Origin of the sequence: Lonsdalea britannica, assembly GCF_003515985.1 — a bacterium.
Taxonomy (GTDB): domain Bacteria; phylum Pseudomonadota; class Gammaproteobacteria; order Enterobacterales; family Enterobacteriaceae; genus Lonsdalea; species Lonsdalea britannica.
On sequence record NZ_CP023009.1, the window covers coordinates 1164113 to 1190808 of the forward strand.

Genomic DNA, 26696 nt, shown 5'->3' on the forward strand with positions numbered 1-26696 from the left:
GGTTCAGCGCTTCACCTCTCTCGCGCAGAGAGTCAGTCGCTTCGTTGCGAGGGGTGAACGAAAGCTGCAATGCGACTCATTTTTCTTGATTTTCAGGGAGTCAGAATCTTCATGCCTACGCTTTTTCTTTTCTACGTCGGCGGTAGTGCGCCGGGCGCTAATATCGAGTTACACGATGTGCAGTTCGCCGCGGTGGACCAACCGGAAGAGGCCTTTCCCCTCCTCAAAGAAATCTGGTTCGGTGACAAAAAACAGATCCACGTCGATAGCTATACCCCGATTCAGTGGGCCGATGGCCATGACATCACGCTAAGCGAAACGCCCGCGGCATCCACACAGCGCCTCTGGTTCGTCAATATCGGCGGCTACCTGCCGGGCGAGCCTGCGGAGCTGCATCAGTTCGGCCTGTTTGTCGCACCGACGGCGGATGAAGCGAAGACGCAGGCTAAGAAAGTCCTGCTGCGCGACACCTTCAAACAGCACAAAGACGACCTGCGCGATGTGGACGACTGCCTGCTGCTGCAACAGCTGAACGGATGGCATATTCACCTGACGCCGAATCCAAATGGCGCACCCGCCGCTCCGCTCTGGCAGGGGTATCTGCCGATTTAAACACGGACAAACGGCCGGGCTTGAACGGCCTGCCAAGGTTTTTTTTATCGTTGAAGGTCTGCCACTCTGCCTGCGGTATGAACCCAAGGCGGGGCAACGTTGAAGTTGAAATAGTGTGGTGAGTTGGCGAAAAGCGTGACCGTTATTGGCTGAATGATAAATTTAATCAGCGGGTTAACGCGGTGGCAGAACAGAGAGGCTGGATGGCGATGATGCGCATCTTCTCTGTTGATAGTAGGGGCGATACGGACTGAAATGGTCCGCATCGCCAGCCATACGTTTAGTGGAACAGCGCAACCACATTGCCGAGAATAATCCCCACGATGCCGAAGTCAGCGTCGCCGAACGTGGTGGCCGCCAGTCCTAACGACCCCATCAGCGGCAGCAAAATTGCCGGCAGGAAGGAGATCAGCAAACCTTGTACGAAGGAGCCGATCACCGCGCCGCGGCGTCCGCCGGTGATGTTGCCGTAAATCCCCGCGGTCGCGCCGCAGAAGAAGTGCGGGACCAGTCCGGGAACGATCACGCTCAGGCCGAACAGTGGGCAAAGGAACATGCTGATCAGGCCCGCCAGGAAGCTACACAGGAAGCCGATAATCACGGCATTAGGGGCGAATGGGAACACGGTCGGACAGTCCAGCGCAGGCTTGGCGTCTTTCACCAGTTTGTCCGCAATGCCTTTGAACGCGGGCACGATTTCCGCAATCACCATCCGTACCCCGGCCAGAATGACGTAGACCCCGGCGGCGAAGGTGATGGACTGAATGATGGCGAAAATCAGGTAATTTTGTCCGCCGCTCACCTGACTTTCGGTGTACTCCTTGCCTGCGAACAGCGCCAACACGATGAACAGAATCATCATGGTCAGCGAAATCGCGACCGAAGAGTCGCGCAGGAAGTTCAGCGTTTTCGGGACTTTCAGCTCTTCCGTAGACGGGCTGCCTTTTCCAACCACCTTACCCACCAGTGCCGCCAGCAGATAACCGGCGGAGCCGAAGTGGCCGATAGCCAAATCATCCGATTGGGTGATCTTACGGGTAAAGGGTTGCAGGATGGCGGGGCTGATGACCATCAGCGCGCCGAGAATAAGAGCGCCCGTCGCGATCAGGCTGACGCCGCGCATACCGCCGGTGGACAGAATCACCGCCAGCATCGCCGCCATATACAGCGTGTGGTGGCCGGTCAGGAAGATATATTTCAGCGGCGTAATCCGCGCCAGAATAATGTTCACAATCATGCCGAAGACCATGATCATGGCGGTTTCTGTGCCGAAATTCGCCTGCGCCAGCGCCGCAACAACGTCGTTGTTGGGCACGACGCCGTGCATATTAAAGGAGTGCGTGAACAGCTGACTGAACACCGTCAGCGTGGAGGAGATGACATTGGCCCCGGCGATCAGAATCAAAAATCCCATGATGGTTTTCAGCGTGCCGGAAACCACTTCGGAGAACGGTTTCTTCTGCAGCACCAGCCCCAACAGGGAAAACAGCCCAACCAGAATGGCGGGCGTACCCAGCACATCCTTCATAATAAACTGCAACATAAGCGACTCCGTTAGCGCGACTGAGCGCGCCGTTACAGGTTGGCAGCCAGAATCTCTCTGATCTTGTTGTTATCCAGCAGGTTGGTCAGGCCGAATATCTGGGCGTCGGAGCCCTGTATCTGTTCCACGATATCTTTGGCGCCCAGAATGATATCCGGGTGTTCCGACTTGGCGGAGGTCAGATCGGTATGGCTCACTTCTGCTTCCTTACCCATTTCCGCCACGAGTTTTTTGACGTTCATTTCGACAATAAAGCTGCTGCCGAGTCCGTTGCCGCACACAATAAGGATCTTTTTCATCACAAGCCTCGTCTCAATAGTTTTCAATAACCGCCTGAATGGCGGGAAGGGAAGAGGCGGTCAGCAGCTGTTGCAGACTTTCTTCGTCGCTGAACAGCGCCGCCAGCTCGGTAATCATCCTGATGTGTTCGTCTCCAGATAAGGCGCACAGCATAATCACGACCGTCACCGGGTCGTTTTCCTCCGACTCAAAATTCACCCCTTCGCGGATGCACAGCAGCGACAACCCATTTTGATGGGCACCCTGCTCGGGGCGGGCGTGGGGCAGCGCCAGTCCGGGCGCAATCACGTAGTACGGCCCCATCGACTGATGGGTGCTGATAATCGCCTCCAGATAGTCTTGAGTGATCGCGCCGTCAGCCAGCAACGGTTTCGCCGCCAGCGTGAGGGCTTCCTGCCAGTGGGAAACACGGTCCACCAGTTGGATGGTTTTGGGCATCAGCCACGTTGCGAGCATGTTGACCTCGTTACTCCGGGAAGGTGTGCCTCAATGTAGGTGAAATATCGACCGTCTTTCTGTGATAGGTTTCGCAAAGTTAGCGCTAACATTTCCCGCCAGCGGCGAATAATGTGCGGAGTGAGACGCCGACGACGAATGTGGATGACTGGCCGGTTGTCGCGCCTGTGGCAGTGTTACCATAAGCCGCCGGTTCGGATGGGACGGCGGTTGACCGTCTCAGGCGGTGGCGCATCGGGACGATGGCCCGGGCGGAAGTGGCGACAGGCGAACAGAGGGAGGCGGTGAAGCATGAAAGAAAAACGGCGGCGTAACACAGGGAAAAGTACCCTGGCCGATGTGGCTCAGCGAGTCGGCGTCAGCGCGATGACGGCCTCCCGGGCGCTGCGTATGCCGGAAAAAGTGTCGCCGGTGCTGCGTGAGAAGATCGCGGCGGCGATTGCCGAGCTGGATTACGTGCCTAATCTGGCGGCGAGCGCGCTGGCTTCCGCCTCATCGCAGCTGATCCTCATGGTGGTGCCCTCTTTTGCCACGCCGGGATGCGCGCAGGTGTCGGAAGCGCTGCAAGCGGTGCTGAAGGAAGCGGAGTACAGCATGATGCTGGTGGAAGCGAATCACTCCGCCAGCGGCGAACGGCAGCTGATTGAGCGCCTGATTGCCTATCATCCTGCCGCGATGGTGCATTTTAATTTCGATAGCACGGACGAAGGACGCCGACTGTTAATCAACGCCGGTTTGCCGGTGATGCAGGTGGGTGCCCTGCATCCGCAGCCGCTGGATGTCAGCGTCGGCGTCGACTACGCCCAGGCGGTGGCGGCGTTGGTGCACCAGCTGGCGGGAAGCGGTTATCGACATCTGGGGCTGCTGTGCAGCCAGACCAGCGGAACGATGCTCAAACAGATTATGCACGGTTGGCACAGCACGATGCTGGCCGTGAATCATTCGCCGCATCGGGTTATCGCGACGACGGAACCACCGGCGTTCGCCACCGGGCATCAGCGTCTGTCGGAAATTCGTCTGACCTGGCCGGAGCTGGACGTGCTGATCTGCACCACGGATGAGGTTGCCTGCGGCGTGATTATGGCCTGCCATGCGGAAGGGGTGGATGTGCCCAGCCAGCTGGCGGTCGCTAGCCTCGGCGGCGGCGACCTTTCCGCCGTTTGCTCGCCGCCGCTAACCACGGTTGCGCTGCCCTATCGGCAGATGGGGACGTTAGCCGGTGAACAGCTGTTGGCGGAGCTGCGGGGGCAGGAGGTCGACGCGAGGCAGTTGCTTCCGGCCCCGCTGGTGGTACGGGCTAGCACCCGCCAACGCTAGACGCTATGCCGTCTGACATTGGCGGGCGGGGTGCCGATTAGGCGACGTTGAACTCGCCGCTGCTTATCAGGAAGTCGATCAGCGCGGTGAGCTTTTTCACATCGTCGAGTGCGATGTTATGGAACAGGGCGATACGCAGCTGGTTGCGTCCCAGCGCCCGATACCCTTCGATGCCGTGCACCAGCCCCTGCTCGTCCAGATAGCGGGTCAACTGGTCGACGGAAAAGGCGTCGGCCACGTCAATCGCCGCGACGGTGGTGGAGCGGAAAGCCGGATCTTCCACGTAAGGCGTCAGATAGTCTCTGTCGGTGGCCCACTGGTAGAGGTGCTCCGCTTTGGCGGCGGCCTGACGCTGTACTTCGGCAAACCCAAGCGTGCTCATCCGTTTCACCTGTTCGGCGAACAGGAACAGGGTGACGGTCGCCGGCGTATTGTAAGTCTGCTGTTGTTCACTGTTGTTGAGCGCAATCTGCCAGTCGGCGAAGACGGGAATATAACGCGTCTTGTCGGCTGAAACTTCTGCGATCCGCGCTTTCGCCTTCGGCGACAGGATGGCGACGAACAGTCCGCCTTCGCTAGCGAAGACTTTCTGCGGGGAGAACAGGAACACGTCGACGCGCGACAGGTCGCAGGCGATCTGACCGGCGCCGCTGGTCGCATCCACGGCCAGCAGACAATCATCACCCACCTCGGGCAGCGTCGTGTTCATCACGCCGGTCGACGTTTCGTTCAGCGTACAGGTCACGACGTCAGCGTTGGCGGTGTTGAACTCGCGGTGCCCTTGTCCGTAGTCCACTTCCAGGCTGGCGGCCTCAATCCACGGAATGCGCTTGGAAGCTTTAAACCATTTCCCGGAGAACTCACCGCAGACGTGGTGAACGATACGTTTTTTCACCATTCCCAGCCCGACCATATCGAACAACAGCGTCGCGCCGCCGTTGCCCAGTACGATGCTGTAGTCGTCCGGCACGGACAGCAGAGAACGCAGGCCTTCCTGAATCTCGCCGCACAGCGCGCGTACCGGCGCTTTACGGTGGCTGGTGCCCAGCAGGTGGGGACCTTTGTCCATCAGGCGGGTTAAATCTTCCAGGTGAATGAGCGAAGGGCCGCAGCCGAAACGAGGATCGGCGGGGATAAGCGCCTCCGGAATGGTGAGCGTCATGCATATCTCCTTAGGGAATGAGCTGATTTTTCTTTTAGATGAAGATACTCAGGATGGGCGGAAAGCGATACGGAAATTTTACCGCGACGCAGCGGAGTCGGACGTATCCGGCTAGATTTGTGTCAGGGGTCGAGATAACCTTACCGAAACGTATTCCGCCGTGAAACCGGGGTCTGTTCGCGGGTCGCGGTCAGCGTCCAAGGTTCTGCCTTAAGCCGGGCGCTTCTTTTGCGGCCTAACGCCATCTCCCCGTCAGGAAAGCCCTATCCCGTTTGCCACGGGCGGTGCGCTGTCGGGCAATCGGTCGGTCATTTTGGGGTTGGGATACGCAGCCATCTAATCGGAGAACATAAAATATGCACCAGTATGCATTGGTGGGTGATGTGGGTGGAACGAATGCCCGCCTGGCGCTTTGTCAGTTGGATGACGGAGCGATTTCACGCAGCAAACAGTATTCGGTCGACGACTTTCCCAGTCTGGAAGCGGTGATCAACGCGTTTCTGTCCGAGCACAGCGAACTGACGATCAAAAGCGGCTGTATCGCCATTGCCTGTCCGGTCGTGGACGACTGGGTGGCGATGACCAATCACTACTGGGCGTTCTCCATCACCGATCTGCAACAGCGGCTGGGGTTCGACCGTCTGGACGTCATCAATGACTTTACGGCGGTCAGTATGGCGATCCCGGTGCTGCGGGAAGATGATGTGATCCAATTCGGCGGCGAGAGCGCCGAAGCGGGCAAACCCGTGGCGGTGTACGGCGCAGGAACGGGACTCGGCGTGGCGCATTTGCTGCCGGTGGCGGGCAAGTGGATCAGCCTTCCCGGCGAGGGCGGCCACGTGGACTTCGCGCCGAACAGCGGGGAGGAAGACACGATTTTGTCCGTCCTGCGTCACGATATGGGCCATGTGTCGGCGGAGCGTGTGCTTTCCGGTCCGGGGCTGGTCAATATCTATCGCGCGGTGGTGAAGGCCGACGGCCGCATGCCGGAGGATCTGAGTCCCAAAGCGGTATCGGAACGGGCGCTGGCGGATGATTGCATCGACTGCCGTCGCGCATTATCGCTGTTTTGCGTCATGCTGGGGCGCTTCGGCGGCAATCTGGCGTTGACGATGGGCACGTTCGGCGGCGTCTATATCGCGGGCGGGATCGTGCCTCGGTTTATGGAATTCTTCCGTCACTCCGGCTTCCGGGCGGCGTTCGAAGACAAGGGGCGCTTCAAAGACTATCTCGCACCCATCCCGGTCTTCATGATCTCTCATAAACAGCCCGGTCTGCTGGGCGCTGGCGCCTATCTGCGTCAGGCGTTGGGCTACACCCTCTGAAGCTCGCTGGCGGCGACATCGGGGTCGCCCAACGTGCGGAAAGTCTCCGCCAAACGGGCGATGCCCGGCGCAATCCGCGCCTCGTCGATAGCGTGAAAGCCTAACCGGAAAAAGTTGTCTGGCGCATTGGAACCCAAAAAATGCGCCTGTCCCGGTTCTATCAACACGCCCCTGTGCGCGGCCCGCCACGCCAGCTGATGCGTATCGACGCCCTCCGGTGCCTGTAGCCAAAACGCGTTGGCATGTTCGCTTCCCGCCATTCGGCGGCAGGCGGGCAGGCAGTGCTCCAACGCTTCATTCAACTTGTGCCACCGGCGCGCGGAGTCTTCGCGATAGCGGTGAAGATAGGCCTCGTAATAGCCCTGCGCCAGAAAATGGGCCATCTGATGTTGAATGTTGGTCGGCGGATGGCGATAGGACAGGCGACGCAGCGCCCGGAGCTCGTCAATCAGCTCGGCGGGGGCCACCAGAAATCCCAGCCGCAGGCCGGGGGACAGCGATTTGGACAGACTGCTGACGTAAATCACCCGGTTATGCACATCGCTGGCCTTCAGCGCGGCGCGCGGCTGTGGGTCCAGGTTGGTTTCCGAGTCGTAATCATCCTCGATAATGATCCGATCGTGCAGGCGCGCATACTCCAGCAGCGCGGTACGACGCGCGTTGCTCATCCGAATGCCGGTGGGCGCCTGATGACTGGGCGTGACGTAAAAATAGTCGCACTCGGCGGAGACGGCGTTTAACTGCAGGCCTTCGTGGTCCAGGGTATGCGGCACGATCTGCGCGCCCTGGAGCGCAAAGGTGTTCACCGCCTCGCGAAAAATAGGATTCTCCACGGCGACGCGGGTGCCGGGGTTAAACAGCAGCTGCGACAGGAGCGAAAGTGCGTTCTGCGAGCCGAGCGTGATGAGGATTTCATCGGCTTGAGCGATGATGCCGCGTTTGGGCAAAATTCGCTGTCGAACCTGTTCAATCAGCAGCGGTACGTCCTGATCGATATGGTCGTAGAGCCAGCGCTGGTCGCGATGCAGGCCGGTGATGCGGCGGGTGGTTTCACGCCACTGTTCAAGCGGAAACAGCTGGGTATTCGGCTGACCGTAGATAAACGGGAAGGGGTAGTCCATCCAGCGCGCCGGTTTCATGATGGCGAAGAAACCGCTTGGGCTGACGTTGAGTCGTTTGCCCCAGTCCGGCGGCTGCTGCGTTTCGTCAGGGATCTTTTGCTGGCGGCGGATCTCGGCGAGCGTCTCGGGCTGGTGATAGTCCGGATGCAGAAAATAGCCGCTGCGGGGACGGCTGATCAGATAGCCGTCGTTCAGCAGGCTTTCATACACCAGCGCCACGGTGTTGCGCGAAATGGCGAGCTGGTTCGATAACTTCCGACAAGACGGCAGCGGCTCTTCCGCCGGGAATACGCCCGTCAGAATGGCATCTATCAGCTTTTCGCGCAGCTGCTCCTGCAGGCTCCGGCTGGCGACAAAATCGATGTGCAGACAGCGATCGATCATCCTGTGGTCCTCATGGGTCTGAATAGCCTCAGGATGAGAGTAGCAATATCTATACCGAATCTCTTGCGGCAACGGAGCCTGCCCGGCGTTAATCGATCACGACACGGCCGTGCAGCGGCTGAGGCGGACGATTGTTGTGATGATGCATGACGGCGCTAAAGCGCTGAATCTGCTGTTCGGAGACCGTTTGCGGATGTTTCAGCACCATCCAACGCACGCCTTCGGTGCAAGGCGGGGTCGTCAGGGAGCCGCTGTAGCGGTAGTAGCTCAGATTCTGCGGGAGCAGTTTACGCAGCCGAATATGGGCGGTCAGTGCGTTCTCGTGAGCAATCTCGGTCGGCATCTGCTGCCAGATCTTGTCCAGTTCCGGGTTGGGCGCGCCGATGCGATACATAACGGCGACGACAACCGCCTCGCCCTGCGCATTGGTATGCACGAAGTGGCCTTCAAACGGAAAGGTTTTCCCATCAATTTGATTTTCACTCGGAGCGTGAAAATGAAACTGTTGCAGGGTAAATGCCTCGCCGTCGACCGTTAAGGTATCGCCTTTCTTATCTTCGACTTCGATCGTGTGACCGTTATTAATCACGCGCAGGCTGTCTTCTTGACTGAAATGCAACTGCAACGGCTTCTGATGCGTGTGCTGAACAGCGGTGATATTAATAGGCGACTGATACATGCCGTCGCCGCAGGTGTGGAAATCCGCGCCCCAATGAGCGGGATCGTGTTCCCCTTCGTAAGACCAATGGGCATGTTCTGCGCTCAATACCGGGGATGAACAGGCCAGAAATAAGCTGGCTGTAAATAATGGGATATATTTCATTAACAACTTTAACCTTAATCAGAAATCTATGGGGCTAAATTATACTGCGTTGTTAATCAGAGGTTTAGCGATAAATCCACATTGATTAAATAGGATTATGATCCTCGTCATAGGCTCGATAAATATCCTTAATAAGCTATTTTTTACGTCAATCACGGCTGAAATGGTGGATGGGAAACGGCTGGGACCCATTTGTTCCAGGTATGCGAAATAGATGAATGACAGGAGATTATGGTGTGCATGGCCTATGAGCAGATGGGAGAATACGGTTATGGTTCTTAGGGATATTCCTTTTGAATAAATATTATATATCCGATGTGAATTCTCCTCAGTGCCGTTTTTAACTTTTTATTTCCCTATATTAATACGTCATTAGCCATTGACTCTTTGTAAAAATAAACAGTATCCGAACAACAAATTTATTTTCATCGTCTCAGCATCGATGTGCAGTCATCCGATAAAGAGATATATCGTGATTAGCAGAGCTAAAAAACGTGATGAATTAATTCGTTATATAAAAAGCGCCGTTTGCGGCGCGAGAAATGAGTACTCAGTTTATCGGGGTAGGCTGATGATTAACGCTACTATTTAAATAACGACCTATCTGTTCGATATCATCGCTGTTGTAGTCATGATGAATTTCAAAATACTTAATCCCGGCCTTTCTGCACGCCTCCTTTTTGATGGCATCGCGGGAAATGGCATTGCCCTGATAATGGCCGGTTCCTTGAAATTCGACTACGGCACAGGGGTCGCCATAGGCATTGATGATGACGAAATCGACACGTTTACTATTAATGGAACTATAGGCATTTTTATCTTTGGAATAGAGAATTTCGCCCAATGAAACCTGAGGGAAAATGCGAAAATAACAGTGGCGATCGTTAAGAAGCTTCTCGATTCTTTTGAATAGGCAATATTCGTCCTTATTCATCAATTTTCGTCGACCAAAATCGTTATTGGAAACGAAATATAGCTGATCGTGCGGATTGGCCGCGGTTCTTACTATTCGCTCTGATTGGTGTGTTTTTGGTTCGGATGTACGAACGCGCGGAGCCTGTGGTCTTCCTTTGCTGCGAGTGTACGACACGACGAGATAAACGCCGCCGATAAACAGAAGCCAGTCCTTGATATCCATGAATTTACCAACCCTTTCCCGATGATTGTGGTGAGTATCATTCATAAAATCATGGCGAAATCAATTTCATCGCGAGTAATGCAAGTCAGCGATAGTTTTCAGGCTTTGCTTATTTTGCTCTAACTAACTTCCCCCTCGCCACCCTTCTGACCGCAAGGGGGAAGCCCCCACCGTCAGCTGGGATCGCGGTCGATGGCGAATGCTGACCAGGCCTGACGCACCGGCATCACTTCCACGCGGTTGATATTGATATGGTCCGGCAGCGTGGCGATATAGAAGATCTGCTCGGCGATGTCCTCCGCCGTCAGCGGCGTGGTGCCGCGATAGAGCTGGTCGGAGGCGGTCTGATCGCCCTTGGTCCTGACCAGCGTGAATTCGGTTTCGGCGATGCCGGGGGCCAGATCGGTGACGCGCACGCCGGTGCCTTGCAGATCGCAGCGCAGGTTATAGCTGAACTGTTTCACAAACGCCTTAGAGGCACCGTAGACGTGGCTGCCGGGGTACGGCCATTGTCCGGCGATGGAGCCGAGATTGATAATGCTGGCCCCTTTGCCGGTGTGAATCAGCGTCGGCAGCAGCGCGTGAGTCACGTTCACCAGCCCTTTGACGTTGGTGTCGATCATGGTGTGCCAGTCTTCCAGCGCGACCGTCTGAGAAGGCTGCGGCGCCAGCGCCAGTCCGGCGTTGTTGACCAGTGCTTTCACCGCCTTGAAATCGTCGGGCAGGCTGTCCACGAGTGTCTGAACCGCCGCGGCGTCACGGACGTCAAGCGGGGCGATAAAGGTCGGCGTTTTTGGGGATAGTTCGTCATACAGCGCTTGCAGGCGTTCCGCCCGACGCCCGGTGAGGACTAACGACCAGCCCTGTGCGGCGAAGTGGCGGGCGGCGGCCTGCCCGAATCCGGAGGTAGCGCCGGTGATAAATACGATGTTTGGCATGAAACGTCTTCTCCCCTCAATCAAATGGTCCGTGGGCCTGCGGTGCGCTCCACGGTGAAAAAATGACTTTACGAATCCCGGCGGCACCGTCATAGGGCCAGTTGGGAAAAAGCGATGGGACACACCTTCTGGCCCAACGATTATCCGCAACTGGCTCTATCGCATCGGCCGGATTTGTTTTTAGTCTGCCATGACAGAGTTCGATTCCGATAGCCGCCGACCGTAAGACGGTCGTTGAGGAGGACAGAAAGATGACCGCACCATCAAACGCCACGGTCCGTCAGCTCGACAGACAGTATGTTTTTCACTCCTGGTCGGCGCAGGGCGGCTTAAATCCGCTGGTCATTGCGGGCGGCGAGGGCTGCCGTCTGTGGGACTACGACGGGAAGACCTATCTCGATTTCAGCAGTCAGCTGGTGAATACCAATATCGGCGCTCAGCATCCGAAGGTCGTGGCCGCGATCAAGGCGCAGGCAGATCAGCTGACGACGATTGCGCCCGCCACGGCGAATCTGGCGCGTGGCGAAGCGGCGAAGCGCATTGTGTCGCTGGCGCCGGAGAACTTCAGCAAGGTGTTCTTCACCAACGCGGGTGCCGACGCCAACGAGAACGCCATTCGCATGGCGCGTCTGTTCACAGGAAAGGACAAGATCCTTTCCAGCTATCGCTCCTATCACGGCAACACCGGCAGCGCTATCGGCGCCACCGGCGACTGGCGGCGGTTGCCGAACGACTATTTCCGCGGTCATATCCACTTTTTCACGCCATACCTGTACCGCAGTGAGTTTCACGCCACCACCGAGGAAGAGGAGTGCCAGGCGGCGCTGCATCATCTGCGTCGGACTATCGAGTGCGAAGGCCCCGGCACCATCGCCGCCATTCTGCTGGAAACCATTCCCGGCACGGCAGGGATTTTGATGCCGCCGCCGGGCTATCTGGCGGGCGTGTCAGCGCTGGCGCGTGAATTTGGCATTCTCCTGATTATGGATGAGGTGATGGCCGGGTTTGGGCGTACCGGTCGCTGGTTTACCTTCGAACACTACGGCATCACGCCGGATTTGATCACCTTCGCCAAGGGCGTGAACTCCGGCTATGTGCCTGCGGGCGGGGTGATCATTTCCGATCCGATTGCCCACTTCTTTGATGACCGGCTGTTCCCCGGCGGACTGACCTACTCCGGGCATCCGCTGGCGATGGCGGCGATTGTCGCGACGTTGGATGCGATGGCGGAAGAGGGAATTGTCGAGAACGCCGCGCAGGTCGGCGACAGCGTTCTGGCGCCTGGATTGCGCCAACTGGCAGAAAAATACGACATCGTCGGCGAAACGCGCGGTAAAGGCGTCTTCCACGCGCTGGAACTGGTGATCGATCCGGTTGCCAAAACGCCGATGCCCGCGGACAAAATGGCGCAACTCAAGGCCGACCTTTACGCGCGCGGCATGCTCGGTTTTCTGGCGGAGAACCGCGTCCACGTCGTACCGCCGTGCATCGTGACGGCCGACGAGGCCCGGCAGGGGTTGGCGATTATTGACGATGCGCTCGCCGCACTGACGGCAACGCTTAGCTGATCCTGACTCCTTATCCCGCTGTCCTCACGCAGCGGGATATACCCGCTTCCCACTGCGTAATTTCTTGCTCCATATCAACGCAAACGTGCCGTCATTTGCACCAATTTAGCCATAAATTATCGATATGTTGCTGACAACGTCAGTAATCCTGCGCATTTCGTAAGGTTATCCGCTCAAGCCTGAAAATGGCACGGAAATCGCATACATCAGGATGAGAAAACCTAACCACCCGGTCAAAATTGCCAGAGGGAGAACCGCAATGAGCCAATTCATGTCCGCTGAGGAACCCTCCGTCTTGACGCTGAAAACCGCGACGGCCAGACCCGCCGTGGTGGTGCGCGACGCCAACATCATTTATCCCTCGGCCGACCAGCCGGTGCATGCGCTGAAAGATATCAATCTGACCATCCGACAAGGCGAGTTTGTGTCGTTTATCGGGCCATCCGGCTGCGGGAAAACCACGCTGTTGCGCGCGATCGCCGATCTGGAGCCGTTAACTTCCGGCGAGGTGCGGGTCAACGACATGACGCCGTCCGAAGCGCGGCAGGCGGGCGCTTACGGCTACGTGTTTCAGGCGCCGGTGCTGCTGCCCTGGCGCTCGGTGCTGGCGAACGTGATGCTGCCGTTGCAGATCCAGGGGCGTCCGCCCGTCCAGAGCGAGGCCATCGCGCGCGAACAGCTGGCGCGGGTCGGGCTGGCGGGGTTCGAGAAAAAATTTCCCTGGCAGCTGTCCGGGGGGATGCAACAGCGCGTCTCCATCGCCCGCGCGTTGGGGTTCTCTCCGCAGATCCTGATGATGGATGAGCCGTTCGGCGCGCTGGATGAACTGACGCGTGACAACCTTAACCAGCAGCTACAACAGCTGTGGTATGCCGAACAGCGCACGATGGTCTTCGTCACCCATTCCATTGCGGAAGCGGTCTATCTCTCCACCCGTATCGTCATTATGTCGCCGCGCCCCGGCCGCATCGTCAAAGTGCTGACCTCGCCATTGCCGCCTGAGCGCGATCTGTCGTTGCGCGACACGCCAGAATTTATTCGTCTGGCGCAAGAGGTGCGGGAAGCGCTGGTGGAGGGGCACCATGAACACTAACGCTTTGCGCTATCACGCACTGCCGGTCGGGGTGATAGTGGTGGCCGCCGTGGTCAGTTGGTATCTGCTCGCCATCGCCCTCAACGCGCCGGGCGCGATCGAACGCACGCTGGCGCCGAAGGGTGCCTGGAGCTGGCGCGATCTGGTCAGCGTCACGCTGTCCATGCCGCGTCCGGTACTGCCCGCGCCGCACCAAATCATCGTAGATATCTGGACCAGCCTGACGCGCTGGCCGCTCACTTCACCACGCAACCTGCTGCTGCACACCTGGGTCACGGCCAGCGCCGCGCTGACGGGGTTCGCGATGGGGATCGTGCTGGGCATCTTGCTCGCGGTCTGCATCGTTCACTCCCGCACGCTTGATAAAGCGCTGCTGCCGTGGATTGTGGCGTCGCAAACCGTGCCTGTGCTGGCTATCGCGCCCATCGTGCTGATTATCTTGGGCAGCATGGGGATCACCGGGCTGCTGCCGAAAGCCACCATCGCCATGTATTTGTGCTTTTTCCCGGTGACGATCGCCGCCGTTCAAGGTTTGCGCTCGCCGCAGAAAATGGAGATGGAGCTGGTGCACACCTATGCCGCCAGCCGGGTCGACACCTTTTGGATGGTGCGGCTGCCGTCGTCATTGCCGTATCTGTTTCCCGCCTTTCGCGTCGCCATTGCCAGCGGGCTGGTGGGCACGATGGTCGCCGAACTGCCGACCGGCGCGCAGGCCGGACTGGGCGCGCGGTTGCTGACCGGCTCTTACTACGGCAACACCATCCAGATTTGGTCGGCGCTGGTCATGGCGTCCTTGTTGGGGCTGGCGCTGACGGCGCTGGTGAGCCAAACGGAGAGACTCGTGATGATGTCGCGCAAGGGGGGACGATGAAAGCAAAAGCAATCTCCGGCGTGGTGATGCTGGTTGCCGCGCTGTTGATGGTGCTGTTGGCGTTCAGCCAATGGTTAATGATCGGCGATGTCGCCGACCGTGACCTTCTGCTTGGCGTGATCGTGTTTGCCCTGGTTGCCGTGCTGCTGGGTTTTTCTCCCTCGTCGTCGCTCTGTCGTTGGCTGCTGTTGACGGTGCCTGTCGTGGGCGCGGCGGGTTGGCTGATCGTCCTCGACGGCGGCGGAGCCGCCTACTGGCTTGCCCTGACGGCGGTGGCGCTGCTGGCCTGCTTGAGTGTTCAGCGGCTGGCGGGCGTGAGCGACGTTGGCTTGCCGCCGAGTCTGGTGGCGACGCTGTTTGGCCTGTGGGTGCTGTATTTCTGGCAGCTGCTGGTGACCGTATTCGCGGTGCCGCAGGTGCTGCTGCCCACGCCGCTGGATATTGCGCGCGCGCTGTATGAGGGCGCGGGTCTGCTGGCGGGTGACGTGATGCAGACGGTGGTGAAATCGGTGCTGATTGGCTATGCGCTCGGCTGCGGACTGGGCGTCCTCGTCGCTTTGCTGATCGACAGGCTGCCGTTTTTGCAGCGCGGGCTGCTGCCGCTGGCCAATCTGACCAGCACCATTCCGCTGGTGGGCGTCGCGCCTATCGCTGTGATGTGGTTCGGATTCGACTGGCCTTCGAAGGCGGCGGTGATCGTGCTGGTCACGTTCTTCCCGGCGCTGGTCAGCACGCTGGCGGGGTTGCAGGCCAGCGGCAAAATGGAGCGCGAGCTGATGTACTGCTACGCCGCCAGCCCGCGCCAGACGCTGTTCTCATTACGTTTACCCGCCGCGCTGCCGTTCATTTTCGGCGCGCTGAAGGTGAATGCCACGCTGGCGCTGATCAGTGCGATTGTGGCGGAATTTTTCGGCTCGCCGACCGCTGGACTGGGCTTCCGCATCTCGACGGAGGCGGCGCGTATGCATATGGCGACCGTCTGGGCGGCGATTGTCGTCGCGTCGGTCATCGGGTCGCTGGCCTATGCCGCGCTGGTCAGACTGGAGAAACAAATTAACTTCTGGCATCCCGCCGTACGCGGTATGTCGTAATCGCGGTGCGGCCGCGAGACGGAAGCTTTGTGTTCACTTAACGCTGAGGATACCTCTGATGATCAAATGTTCTGCTATTCGTCGTGGGCTGTGGTTAGCCGCACTGTCTTTGTGCGGCTGTTTCTCGGCGTATGCCGCCGAGAAAGTCACGCTGCAGCTGAAGTGGGTGCCGCAGGCGCAGTTCGCGGGCTATTACGTCGCGCAGGAGAAAGGCTACTACCAGGATGAAGGGCTGGACGTGGTCATCAAGCCCGGCGGCACAGATATCTCGCCGGTGCAGGTGATCGCCGGCAAGTCGGCGGACGTTATCGTCAACTGGATGCCGGACGCGCTGGCGGCGCGTGAAGCGGGTGTGCCGTTGGTCAACATCGCCCAGATCTTCGACCGCTCGGGCATGATGCTGACCTGCAGAAAATCCAGCGGCGTGAATACGCCCGCTGACCTGAAGGGGAAAACGCTGGGCGTCTGGTTCGGCGGCAACGAGTACCCCTTCTTTAACTGGATGAACAAGCTGGGCTACAAGCCTGATGTGGATATCAAGGTGCTGAAACAGGGGTTTAACGTCGATCCGCTGCTGCAAAATCAGGCGGCCTGCATTTCCACCATGAACTATAACGAGTACTGGCAGCTGATTGATGCGGGCATGAAACCCAGCGATCTGGTGACGTTCCCGTATGAGGATCAGGGCGTTTCCACGCTGGAAGATGGCCTGTACGTGCTGGGTCCGAGCCTGAGCAATCCAGCGTTCGTCGCCAAAATGGCCAAGTTCCTGAAAGCAACGTATCGGGGCTGGAACTACGCGGTGTCGCATCCGCAGGAAGCGGCGGAAATCATCGTTGAGCAGGATGCGTCGGGCGCGGCTACGGTTGAAGTGCAACAGCGTCAGATGGAGAACGTCGCCAAGCTGATCACGCATGCCAACACGCCGCAAATCGGCTATCTCGATCCGGCCGCCTACCGTCGTACCGTGGGTGTACTGCTGAACAGCGGCGGAACGCCGGTCATCAAAAAAGATCCGGGCGATGCCGCAATGAGCCACGTGGTGTGGGACGCCGCGGCAAAATAACGACGGTCGCTCAGGACAGACTCTCGTCGCCAGGGATGGCGGCAGTTTCCGCGTAACAGTGAGAACGTGAATGATGTGGAATAGCAAAGTGTCAGACGCACAGGCTTCCTCGCTCCCGAATAGCGCTCGACCCGCCGAACGTGCCGAAGAGACGGAGAAAGGGCGTATCCGGCAGGATAATGAGGCCATCATTTTGCAGGCGGCGGAGCAGATCTTCGCGCGTTACGGTTTCAAAGGGGCCACGATGGCGCTGATCGCCGAAGCGGCCGGTTTACCCAAGGCCAACCTGCATTACTACTTCGGCAACAAAGAAACGCTGTATTACACGGTGCTGGATGACATTCTGCACGACTGGCTCGCGCCGCTGGATGATTTTCAACCGCAGGCCGACCCGAAAACGGCGATTGAACGCTACGTCATTCATAAGATGTGCTTTAGTTTCGAACATCCCGAAGCATCGCAGCTGTTCGCCAATGAAATACTGCAGGGCGCACCCAGGGTGCATGCGCGTTTGCAGACGGAGCTGCGCCAGCTGGTGGACGAAAAGTCAGCCGTACTTGAAGGCTGGATCGCCGCCGGAAAAGTGAAGCCGCTGGATACCCGTCACTTCTTTTTCTCTGTCTGGTCCATGACTCAAACCTACGCGGATTTCTCGGTGCAGATCGCCGCTGTGATGGGCGAAGACGAGGGATTGGCCGTGCAGCAGCAGCGGGCTACCGATCATGTCCTGAGCTGCGTATTTCGCATTTGCGGGCTGGCGTCGTAGCCAACTCCCTCTTTCCACTGGGGCTGTGTGGATAGAGACTCGCCGCCGAGATTAACTTTACGCGGCTTGGTTCCACATATTGCCGCAACCTGTCGTGATTTCCCCTGAACATCGCTCTGCGTGATAGCGGCCCTCCGTTTTTCTTTTTCTGCCTCGAAAGATCGTGATTGATCATCTTTGCTGCAAAAATGGGGCGAATTGCACCAAATGGAGACGATTGTGTGTCCATCATGAAAAGTTATGGCTTGATAACCCCTTGTTTTACGTGGGTTCGCTATTAGGCAAAAAGATGGCACATTAATCGCATTGTTAATTTAGAAAACCTAACCAGTTGGTCAGGATTTACTCTCGCGCCGCCGCTTCGTGTGCTTGAGCATCATGATGAGCAAGAGGCACCCGGCGACATCGCGCGCCAGCTTAGATCATTGCACGCCCCTGTTTCCGACAGGGCTTGGACAGAGGAGTTCGACGCATGAAAAACCAGACCCCCGCGGGGGTAAATACTCCCGGCATCCGGGCTGAACGGCTGATGGAGGAGGAGTACGCCCGTCAGTTTAGCGACAGCGCGCCCCCCCTGACCGGCACGCAGGCCGTGATTGAAGCGGATCGCTGTTACTACTGCTTCGACGCGCCCTGTACGCGGTCATGCCCGGCGGATATCGACGTGCCGAGCTTCATTCACCGCATCGCGCAGCACAACGTGCGCGGTGCCGCCGAGGCCATTTTGCATGAGAACGTGCTGGGCGGTATGTGCGCCCGAGTTTGTCCGACGGAAACGCTGTGCGAGCAGGCGTGCGTGCGCAACGATCAGGACGGTAAACCGGTGAAAATCGGCCTGCTGCAACGCTTCGCGACCGACGCCTACTTTGCCAATCCGGGACGACCGCTGTTTATGCGGGCCGCCGCCACCGGCAAAAGCATCGCGGTAGTAGGGGCGGGACCGGCTGGATTGACCGTGGCGCACCGGCTGGCGGTGAGCGGTCATAACGTGGTGATCTTCGACGCCCGGCCCAAGCCCGGCGGCCTGAACGAATACGGGCTGGCGGCGTACAAGACGACCGATGACTTCGCCCAGAAAGAGATCGCCTGGCTGCTGTCCGTCGGCGGCATTGAGCTGCGTCTCGGTCAGCGGCTGGGGCGCGATATCACGCTGGAGCAGCTGCGGGCCGGGTTCGATGCGGTATTCCTTGGCATGGGGCTTGCAGGTGTCAATGCGCTGGGTATTCCCGAAACGCCGCTGAACGGCGTGCGGGAAGCGGTCGACTTTATCGCCGAACTGCGTCAGGCACCGGATCTCAGCCAGGTGCCTGTTGGCCGTGAGGTGGTAGTGATCGGCGGCGGAATGACCGCCGTCGATGCGGCCGTGCAGGCTAAAAAACTGGGCGCGCGCGATGTCACGCTGGTTTACCGCCGCGGCGAGGCGGAGATGAAGGCGTCGGTCCACGAACAGGAGTGGGCCAAGCAGTGCGGCGTCACGCTGCGTTTCTGGTCTGCGCCGCAGGCCATCCACGGCGAACATGGCGCGGTGACGGGCGTATCGTTCGCCGTGATCCAGAGCGAAAGCGGCAAGCGTGTCGCCAGCGGGGAAACCTACACGCTGCCGGCGGACATGGTGCTGAAGGCGATTGGGCAGACCTATGACCCACAGCCGGCGGGTGACGCTATCCGACTCCATGATCGGCGTATCGTGACGGATGAGTCGGGGCGGACTTCAGTACCGGGCGTCTGGGCGGGCGGCGACTGCTGCGCCGACGGACTGGACCTGACGGTGGATGCGGTGCGGCAGGGCAAAATCGCCGCCCGCGCTATCGATCTGGCCTTAACCGTGTCGGGACGCCAGGTCGTCAACGACGCATCGATTTCTGTATCGCTCGACCGGGGGTGTGCGCATGGCTGATCTCAGTACCGAATTTTTGGGCATCAAAAGCCCGAATCCTTTCTGGCTGGCCTCCGCGCCGCCGACGGACAAAGAGTACAACGTGGTGCGGGCGTTCGAAGCCGGCTGGGGCGGCGTGGTGTGGAAAACACTGGGGATCGATCCGCATGTGGTCAACGTCAGCGGCCCGCGCTACGGCACCTTGCTGGGCGCCGACCGACGGGTGCTCGGCCTGAATAACATTGAACTGATCACCGACCGTTCGCTGCACGTCAATCTGGAAGAGATCGCCCGCGTGAAGCGCAACTGGCCGGATCGCGCCATGATTGTGTCGATTATGGTGCCGTGCGAGGAGGAAGCCTGGAAATACATTCTGCCGCTGGTGGAGCAAACCGGCGCTGACGGCATCGAGCTGAACTTCGGCTGCCCGCATGGCATGAGCGAGCGCGGCATGGGCGCGGCGGTGGGTCAGGTGCCGGAGTATATCGAGCGGGTGACGCGCTGGTGCAAGCAGTATTGCAGCCTGCCGACCATCGTCAAACTGACGCCCAACATTACCGACATTCGCTATCCGGCCCGCGCGGCGCGTAGCGGAGGCGCTGACGCGGTATCGCTCATCAACACCATCAATTCGGTGATTGGGGTGGATCTCGATCAGATGAGCATCCATCCCAATACCGGCGGCAAAGGTTCACACGGCGGCTATTGCGGCCCGGCGGTGAAGCCGATTGCGCTCAACATGGTGGCCGAAATCGCCCGCGATCCGGACACCGTGGGATTGCCTATCTCCGGCATCGGCGGCATTTCCACCTGGCGCGACGCCGCCGAATTTATCTCGCTGGGCTGCGGCACGGTGCAGGTCTGTACGGCGGTCATGGTGCATGGCTTCCCGATTGTGCGCGACATGATCAACGGCTTGAGCAACTTCATGGACGAGAAGGGCTACCGCACGCTGGACGATTTTCGCGGACGCGCCGTGAGTAGCGTCACCGACTGGCGCTACCTCAACCTGAACCACGTCGACAAGGCGGTGATTGACCAGTCGACGTGCATCAAATGCGGGCGCTGTCATCTGGCCTGCGAAGACACCTCTCATCAGGCCATCACTCATACGAAAGATGGCGAGCGCCATTTTGAGGTGAAGGAAGAAGACTGCGTGGGCTGCAACCTGTGCGTTTCCATCTGCCCGGTGGAAAATTGCATCACGCTGCGCAGCCTGGCGCCCGGCGAGGTGGATGTGCGGACCGGCAACGTCGTCAGCGAAAAATACGCTAACTGGACCACACATCCCAACAACCCGATGGCGACCGAGGCCGACGCGCTCTGAACCGCGCGCGTTTTCACCACTGACGGTGTCGGCTTCCGCGGCAAGCGGGTGCGATCACCGGCGAAAAAGAGGGATACAACGATGAGTCACACTCTGTTGATTAAAGGCGGCACCGTCGTCAATGCCGACCGCCAGTTCCGCGCCGACGTGCTGTGCGTCGACGGCGTGATTGCGGCCGTGGGCGATGCGGCCACGTTTGATGTTCCGGCGGGTACGGAGGTGGTGGACGCAGGCGGTTTGTACGTCATGCCGGGCGGCATCGACCCCCATACGCACATGAATTTTCCGTTTATGGGCACCGTCACGGTGGACGATTTTTACAGCGGCACGGCGGCGGCGCTGGCGGGCGGTACGACGACCATCATCGACTTTGTGATCCCAAACCCTCAACAGTCGCTGATGGAGGCGTATCAGCTCTGGCGCGGCTGGGCGGAAAAGTCGGCGGCCGACTACAGCTTTCACGTGGCCATCACCTGGTGGGACGAAAGCGTACACCGGGATATGGGGACGCTGGTGCGGGAAGAGGGGGTGAACAGCTTCAAGCACTTTATGGCCTACAAGAACGCCATCATGTGCGACGACGAAACGTTGATGAACAGTTTTCGTCGCGCGCTGGAACTGGGCGCCATGCCGACGGTGCATGCCGAAAACGGCGAGATGGTGCACCTGTTGCAACAGCAGGTCTTGTCGCAAGGGATCGTCGGACCGGAAGGACATCCGTTGTCGCGGCCGCCTGAGGTCGAAGGTGAAGCCGCCAATCGCGCTATCACCATCGCCAATGTGTTGGGGGTCCCGATTTACGTGGTGCACGTCTCCTGTCAGGAGTCCGCCGAGGTGATTGCCCGCGCCCGTGCTCGTGGCCAGCGGGTCTACGGCGAGGTGTTGGCCGGGCACCTAACGATCGACGACAGCGTCTATCTCGATCCGGATATTCGCAAAGCGGCGGCGCACGTCATGAGCCCGCCATTCCGACCCAAGGGGCATCAGGAGGCGCTGTGGCGCGGGCTGCAGTCCGGCCAGTTGCACACGACGGCGACGGATCACTGCACGTTCTGCGCCAGCCAGAAAGCCGCCAACGGCGGCGATTTCACCAAGATCCCCAACGGCTGTGGCGGCGTGGAAGAGCGCATGGCGGTGGTGTGGGACGGCGGCGTCAACACCGGGCGTCTGACGCCCAGTGAGTTCGTGGCCGTCACCTCCGCCAACACCGCACGGCTGTTCAACCTCTATCCGCGCAAAGGCTGTGTGACGACGGGCGCGGATGCGGATCTGGTGCTGTGGGATCCGAACGGCAGCAAAACACTCTCTGCCAAAACCCATCATTCCCGCAACGATTTCAACGTCTTTGAAGGTCGCACGGTCACCGGAATACCGGTGTATACCATCAGCCAGGGCATTGTGGTCTGGGCCGACGGCGACCTCCGGGCGCAGGAAGGGGCGGGTCGTTATATCAAGCGTCCGGCATTTGGTCCGGACTTCAGCGCGGCCGCCGCATGGGAAAAAGCCCGCGCGCCGCACAGCGTTCAGCGCTAACCGCTGAACAGAAACAGTGATGCATTGACCGTGAGGAAGCGACGATGAGTAATGACATGTTATCGGTAGCGGACACCGTGACGACGGCCGACATGCGGGTGAACGGCGAACGTCTGTGGGAATCATTGATGGAACTGGCGAAGATCGGCGCAACGCCAAAAGGCGGGGTATGCCGACTGACGCTGACCGATCTCGACCGGCAAGGTCGCGATCTGCTGGTGAGCTGGGGCAAGGCCGCCGGCCTGTCGGTCGAAGTGGATAAAATCGGCAACGTCTTTATGCGCCGGCCCGGCCGCAATAATGCGCTGCCGCCGATTGTGGCGGGCAGCCATATCGATACACAGCCGACCGGCGGTAAGTTCGACGGTAACTTCGGCGTGCTGTCTGCGTTGGAGGTCATTCGTACGTTGAACGATCAGAAGATTGAAACCGAGGCCCCGGTCGAAGTGGTGTCCTGGACCAACGAAGAGGGTTCCCGTTTCGTACCGGTCATGATGGGATCCGGGGTGTTTGCCGGCGTCTTTCCGCTGGAATATGCCTACGCCGCGACGGACGTGGACGGTAAAACGGTCAAAGACGAGCTGGAGAATATTGGTTATGTCGGGCCGCAAACGCCGGGCGATCATCCCATTGGCGCCTACTTCGAAGCGCATATCGAGCAGGGGCCGATTCTGGAGGACCAGGATATCGAGATTGGCGTTGTGCAGGCGGTGCTGGGAATCCGCTGGTACGACTGCGTGGTCACCGGCATGGAGTCACACGCCGGGCCGACGCCGATGGCGATGCGTAAAGACGCGTTGCAGGTTTCCACGCGCATCATGCAGGAAGTGATCAACATCGCCGACCGCTTTTCGCCGCACGGCCGCGGCACGGTTGGGATGGTGCAGGTGCATCCTAACAGCCGTAATGTGGTGCCGGGCAGCGTGAAGTTCTCCATCGATTTTCGCAACATCGACGATGCCTCGGTCGCGCAGATGGATGAGACGCTGAAAAAGTACATCGAGGCTCTGACGCAGGAAACCGGTCTGGATATTCAGCTGGCGCAGGTCTCGGATTATCCTGCGGCGCCGTTCCATCCGGAGTGTAAAGACGCGGTGCGCAGAGCGGCGCAGGCGCTGGGGTATTCGCACATGGATATTGTTTCCGGCGCGGGCCACGACGCGGTTTACATGAGTATGCTGGCGCCGACCGGGATGATTTTCATCCCGTGCAAGGATGGCATCAGCCACAACGAAATCGAGTACTCGTCGCCAGAACAGGTGACGGCGGGGGCTAATGTGCTCTTGCATGCGGTGCTGGAAACGGCGGGTGTCGCAGGGCGAGGTTAAACGTCGGCGTGGCAGAAAGCATCCGCCCACGGCATAGCGCTGGGGGCGGATGAGTCTCTCCAATCGTGCTCAGTGGCGGGTAGGGGGCGTTCGTCGTGAAGCCTGCTATAACGCCGAGCGGACAACGCTCGGCAGCGTGCTTACACCACCGTTTCCTGCATGGCGCGTTCCACTTCCTCCGCCAGAATGGCGATCCCCTGCTCAATCTTCTCCGGCTCCGGCACATAGTTCATGCGCAGGCACTGGTAGGCGTGCGGCCACTCCTGCGCCAGTCCGGGGAAGAAGTGATGGCCGGGAACCATCAGCACGCCGCGCTGTTTCAACCGCTGATACAGCGACTCGGTGGTAATGGGCAGATCCTTGAACCACAGCCACAGGAAAATCGCGCCTTCCGGTTTGTGGATCAGGCAGCGTTCCTCCGGCAGATAACGACGGATGGTCTCGATCGTCTGCTGAACGCGTTGCTGATAAAACGGACGCACCACCTCGTTAGACAGCCTCAGCAGGTCGCCGCGCTGGATCATTTCGTGTGCGATAGCAGGACCGATAGAGCCGGGCGCCAGGTTAATGATGCCGTTCATATTGCTCATCGCTTCAATCACCTCTTCGGCCGCGATGACAATACCGCAGCGGGAGCCGGGCAGGCCCAGCTTGGAGAGGCTCATGCACAGAATGATATTCTGGTTCCACAGCGGCGTGGCGTCGCTGAAGATGATGCCGGGGAACGGGACGCCGTAGGCGTTGTCGATAATCAGCGGAATTTCATGCTGACGCGCCATGGCATCCAGCTGACGCAGCTCGTCGTCGGTCAGCACGTTGCCTGTCGGGTTGGTCGGGCGTGATACGCAGATCGCCCCGATATCATCGGTAATGTGCAGCTGTTCGAAGTCGACGTGGTATTTGAACTGCCCTTCCGGCAGCAGCTCTATCTGCGGACGCACGGAGACAAACATGTCTTCGTCCAGCCCGGAATCGGCATAGCCGATATACTCCGGCGCCAGTGGGAACATCACCTTGCTGCGGCTGCCGTCGCTTTTTTGTCCGCCGAAGAGATTAAATAAGTGGAAAAATGCACTCTGACTGCCATTTGTCAGAGCAATATTCTGTGGTCCTATCTCCCAGCCCAACGTCTCGCGCAGCAGATCAGCTAGTGCATTCAGGAACGTATCTTTCCCCTGCGGCCCATCGTAGTTGCATAGCGCATCGGTCAGTTTGCCTTGCTCCAGCAGATCGCCGCACAGGGATTTAAAGTAGTCATCCATGGCCGGAATATGTGCGGGGTTTCCACCGCCAAGCATGATGGCGCCGGGCGTGCGCAGCCCATTGTTCAGGTCGTCCATCAGTTGAGTAATACCGGAGCGGCGGGTGAATTTGTTGCCAAAGACGGAAAAGTTCATAGCTTGTCAATAAATGCTGAAACACGAATGAGGCCGCCACCTTACCCCGTGTATTATCCCGGTGCAACGCGGGATGAATATCGCTTTCTTCATTTATGCTACTGGTATTGTTTATTTCGGCATAAAATATCGTCGTGATTAGTTTCGCTTTGTGGTCGTTCCTAAACGCGCCTGCGGGAGCTGAAATCGTGTCAGCTACGACCTGCTTTACCTCCCACTTTCAGTGCAAAAAATTCAAAAACACTTAACAATTTTGTGACTTCATCGGCAAATACACGTCAAAAAAACAGCATAAATACAGGCAGTGATGGCAATCACATTTTGGCCGGTTCGGGATTTGTAGTCTTCAATGGTAATAGCTAAATCAATTCAGCCACTGAGGATACATAGCATGAAAAAGTTATTGGCTCTGGGCGTTTCCCTGGCGTTGGTTTCCTGGCAGATTTCAGCCCAAACGTTTGTGCTGACCGATGCTGAAACTAACGTGGAAAAGGGCAACTGGAAGGTCGGTAGCGACTCGTTGAAGGCGAAAGCTCCGGCATTCAGCATCGAGCAGAAAGTGCTGCACGGCGGGCGTCAGGAAGGCAGTAAGATTATTACCATCACCAGCCCTGATGGATTGCAGATTACGCTGAGCCCCACGCGTGGCATGGATTTGCTGCATGTGACCGGTAAAAATATCCGCCTTGGGTGGGACTCTCCGGTGGATGAGGTGGTCAACCCGAATACCATCACGCTGGAAAGTCGCAACGGGTTGGGGTGGCTCGAAGGCTTCAACGAAATGATGGTGCGCTGCGGCTATGAATGGACCGGCCACCCGGTCACCAGCGACGGCATGCTTTATACCCTGCACGGCCGCGCTGGTAATACCCCCGCCTCTAAAGTGGTGGTGGATATTGACGACCAAGCGCCGCATACGATCGTGGTGCGCGGCCTGCTGAAAGAAAACAGCTTCAAAAAATCCAATCTGGAGACGTGGACCGAACTGCGCTACGTTCCGGGCAGCGAGTCGTTCACGATTCACGATGTGCTGACCAACAAGGCGGATTACCCGCGCGATTACCAAATCATCTATCACAGCAACTTTGGGAAGCCGATTCTGGAACAGGGCGCGCGTTTCGTCGCTCCAGTCAAAGAGATCTCACCTTTTAACGACTATGCGAAACCGGGTCTGAAAGACTGGGAGACCTATCAGGGACCGACCAAAGACTTCGATGAGATGGTATTTAACGTTGCGCCTTATGCCGATAAAGACGGCAAGACGCTGGCGGCATTGGTGAACAAAGCGGGCGATAAAGGCGTTTCGATTGCGTTTGATACCCGCCAGCTGCCGGTATTGTCCCTATGGAAAAATACGGATACCGAAAAGCAAGGTTATGTGACGGGGATCGAACCCGGCACCAGTTATGCCTATCCGGTCACCGTCGAACGCAAGATGGGGCGTGTGAAACAGTTGCAACCTGGGCAAAGTACGACGTTCGAACTGACTTATAGTCTGTTGAGCAACGCGGATGCGGTGCAGAAGACAGAACAGCGGGTGAAAGAGATTCAGGGGAGCCAGTCGACGACGGTAACGGAGACGCCGATGGCAGTGGAATAGTTTTTCTGCGGTCATGATTTTCTCTGACATCCCCGGTCAGCGAAAGCGGCCGGGGATGTTG

General features: G+C 58.6%; 23 protein-coding genes. 14 read left to right on the forward strand and 9 right to left on the reverse strand.

Going from position 1 to position 26696, the window contains the following annotated elements; translation table 11 throughout:
- Positions 1 to 111: 111 nt before the first annotated feature.
- The gene (locus tag CKQ53_RS05485; protein WP_118895287.1) at positions 112 to 612 is read left to right on the forward strand and encodes a DUF1543 domain-containing protein; all 501 of its coding nucleotides are present in this window, start codon (positions 112 to 114) and stop codon (positions 610 to 612) included.
- A 280-nt stretch (positions 613 to 892) separates the two neighbouring features.
- On the opposite strand, the gene CKQ53_RS05490 is transcribed toward CKQ53_RS05485, so the two are convergent.
- Genes CKQ53_RS05490 through CKQ53_RS05500 form a run of 3 tightly spaced genes read right to left on the reverse strand, consistent with a single transcriptional unit; the run spans position 893 to position 2911 of the window.
- On the reverse strand, positions 893 to 2155 hold the full coding sequence (locus CKQ53_RS05490) for a PTS ascorbate transporter subunit IIC (RefSeq protein WP_085650677.1): 1263 nt from the start codon (positions 2153 to 2155) through the stop codon (positions 893 to 895).
- Positions 2156 to 2187: 32 nt separating this feature from the next.
- Entirely contained in the window at positions 2188 to 2454 is a 267-nt protein-coding gene (locus CKQ53_RS05495) for a PTS sugar transporter subunit IIB (protein ID WP_085650678.1), read from the reverse strand.
- 13 nt (positions 2455 to 2467) lie between these two features.
- Positions 2468 to 2911 carry a PTS sugar transporter subunit IIA gene (locus CKQ53_RS05500; RefSeq protein WP_085650679.1) on the reverse strand — a complete coding sequence of 148 codons (444 nt, stop codon included), beginning with the start codon at positions 2909 to 2911 and terminating at the stop codon, positions 2468 to 2470.
- Positions 2912 to 3202: 291 nt separating this feature from the next.
- Between CKQ53_RS05500 and CKQ53_RS05505 the strand changes: the two genes are divergently transcribed.
- Entirely contained in the window at positions 3203 to 4228 is a 1026-nt protein-coding gene (locus CKQ53_RS05505) for a LacI family DNA-binding transcriptional regulator (protein WP_094117922.1), read from the forward strand.
- A 37-nt stretch (positions 4229 to 4265) separates the two neighbouring features.
- Here the strand turns inward: CKQ53_RS05505 and CKQ53_RS05510 are convergent, their stop codons facing one another.
- Positions 4266 to 5390: an aminotransferase class V-fold PLP-dependent enzyme gene (locus CKQ53_RS05510; RefSeq protein ID WP_094117921.1), complete on the reverse strand. Its 1125-nt coding sequence runs from the start codon at positions 5388 to 5390 to the stop codon at positions 4266 to 4268.
- Between the two features lie 356 nt (positions 5391 to 5746).
- Between CKQ53_RS05510 and glk the strand changes: the two genes are divergently transcribed.
- Positions 5747 to 6715 carry a glucokinase gene (glk, locus tag CKQ53_RS05515; protein WP_094117920.1) on the forward strand — a complete coding sequence of 323 codons (969 nt, stop codon included), beginning with the start codon at positions 5747 to 5749 and terminating at the stop codon, positions 6713 to 6715.
- Here glk and pdxR read toward each other — a convergent pair.
- The 4 genes from pdxR to CKQ53_RS05535 form a co-directional block, all read right to left on the reverse strand.
- Entirely contained in the window at positions 6703 to 8220 is a 1518-nt protein-coding gene (gene pdxR, locus CKQ53_RS05520; protein ID WP_094117919.1) for a MocR-like pyridoxine biosynthesis transcription factor PdxR, read from the reverse strand. The two genes, glk and pdxR, sit on opposite strands and share 13 nt — an antisense overlap.
- Positions 8221 to 8308: 88 nt before the next feature.
- Positions 8309 to 9043, reverse strand: a complete 735-nt coding sequence (locus tag CKQ53_RS05525; RefSeq protein ID WP_094117918.1) for a carbonic anhydrase — start codon at positions 9041 to 9043, stop codon at positions 8309 to 8311.
- 550 nt (positions 9044 to 9593) lie between these two features.
- The gene (locus CKQ53_RS05530) at positions 9594 to 10226 is read right to left on the reverse strand and encodes a DUF2726 domain-containing protein (RefSeq protein ID WP_118894753.1); all 633 of its coding nucleotides are present in this window, start codon (positions 10224 to 10226) and stop codon (positions 9594 to 9596) included.
- Between the two features lie 128 nt (positions 10227 to 10354).
- The gene (locus CKQ53_RS05535) at positions 10355 to 11119 is read right to left on the reverse strand and encodes an SDR family NAD(P)-dependent oxidoreductase (protein WP_094117916.1); all 765 of its coding nucleotides are present in this window, start codon (positions 11117 to 11119) and stop codon (positions 10355 to 10357) included.
- Between the two features lie 251 nt (positions 11120 to 11370).
- Between CKQ53_RS05535 and CKQ53_RS05540 the strand changes: the two genes are divergently transcribed.
- The 10 genes from CKQ53_RS05540 to CKQ53_RS05585 all read left to right on the forward strand — a co-directional run bounded on the left by CKQ53_RS05540 (position 11371) and on the right by CKQ53_RS05585 (position 23638).
- Positions 11371 to 12687 (forward strand): aspartate aminotransferase family protein, encoded by a 1317-nt coding sequence (locus CKQ53_RS05540; protein WP_094117915.1) that lies wholly within the window; start codon positions 11371 to 11373, stop codon positions 12685 to 12687.
- A 259-nt stretch (positions 12688 to 12946) separates the two neighbouring features.
- A complete protein-coding gene (locus CKQ53_RS05545) occupies positions 12947 to 13780 on the forward strand; it encodes an ABC transporter ATP-binding protein (protein ID WP_094117914.1) in 834 nt (277 codons plus the stop codon).
- On the forward strand, positions 13770 to 14651 hold the full coding sequence (locus CKQ53_RS05550; protein WP_094117913.1) for an ABC transporter permease: 882 nt from the start codon (positions 13770 to 13772) through the stop codon (positions 14649 to 14651). Before CKQ53_RS05545 ends, CKQ53_RS05550 begins: the two co-directional genes overlap by 11 nt.
- Positions 14648 to 15742 carry an ABC transporter permease gene (locus CKQ53_RS05555; RefSeq protein ID WP_094117912.1) on the forward strand — a complete coding sequence of 365 codons (1095 nt, stop codon included), beginning with the start codon at positions 14648 to 14650 and terminating at the stop codon, positions 15740 to 15742. The genes CKQ53_RS05550 and CKQ53_RS05555 overlap by 4 nt, the downstream gene beginning before the upstream one ends.
- Positions 15743 to 15800: 58 nt before the next feature.
- Complete coding sequence (locus tag CKQ53_RS05560; RefSeq protein WP_118894755.1) at positions 15801 to 16808, forward strand: ABC transporter substrate-binding protein; 1008 nt, start codon at positions 15801 to 15803, stop codon at positions 16806 to 16808.
- Positions 16809 to 16878: 70 nt separating this feature from the next.
- Positions 16879 to 17574 (forward strand): TetR family transcriptional regulator C-terminal domain-containing protein, encoded by a 696-nt coding sequence (locus CKQ53_RS05565; protein ID WP_244200998.1) that lies wholly within the window; start codon positions 16879 to 16881, stop codon positions 17572 to 17574.
- A 472-nt stretch (positions 17575 to 18046) separates the two neighbouring features.
- Positions 18047 to 19471, forward strand: coding sequence for an NAD(P)-dependent oxidoreductase (locus CKQ53_RS05570; RefSeq protein ID WP_085650692.1), 1425 nt, complete (start codon positions 18047 to 18049; stop codon positions 19469 to 19471).
- Positions 19464 to 20777 carry an NAD-dependent dihydropyrimidine dehydrogenase subunit PreA gene (gene preA, locus CKQ53_RS05575; protein ID WP_094117911.1) on the forward strand — a complete coding sequence of 438 codons (1314 nt, stop codon included), beginning with the start codon at positions 19464 to 19466 and terminating at the stop codon, positions 20775 to 20777. The genes CKQ53_RS05570 and preA overlap by 8 nt, the downstream gene beginning before the upstream one ends.
- Before the next feature lie 81 nt (positions 20778 to 20858).
- The gene (hydA, locus tag CKQ53_RS05580; protein ID WP_118894757.1) at positions 20859 to 22310 is read left to right on the forward strand and encodes a dihydropyrimidinase; all 1452 of its coding nucleotides are present in this window, start codon (positions 20859 to 20861) and stop codon (positions 22308 to 22310) included.
- A gap of 44 nt (positions 22311 to 22354) precedes the next feature.
- Positions 22355 to 23638 (forward strand): Zn-dependent hydrolase, encoded by a 1284-nt coding sequence (locus CKQ53_RS05585; RefSeq protein WP_085650695.1) that lies wholly within the window; start codon positions 22355 to 22357, stop codon positions 23636 to 23638.
- Positions 23639 to 23778: 140 nt separating this feature from the next.
- Here CKQ53_RS05585 and CKQ53_RS05590 read toward each other — a convergent pair whose 3' ends face one another.
- Entirely contained in the window at positions 23779 to 25035 is a 1257-nt protein-coding gene (locus CKQ53_RS05590) for a valine--pyruvate transaminase (RefSeq protein ID WP_085650696.1), read from the reverse strand.
- A 391-nt stretch (positions 25036 to 25426) separates the two neighbouring features.
- Between CKQ53_RS05590 and CKQ53_RS05595 the strand changes: the two genes are divergently transcribed.
- The gene (locus CKQ53_RS05595; protein WP_085650697.1) at positions 25427 to 26635 is read left to right on the forward strand and encodes an aldose 1-epimerase family protein; all 1209 of its coding nucleotides are present in this window, start codon (positions 25427 to 25429) and stop codon (positions 26633 to 26635) included.
- Positions 26636 to 26696 lie beyond the last annotated feature (61 nt).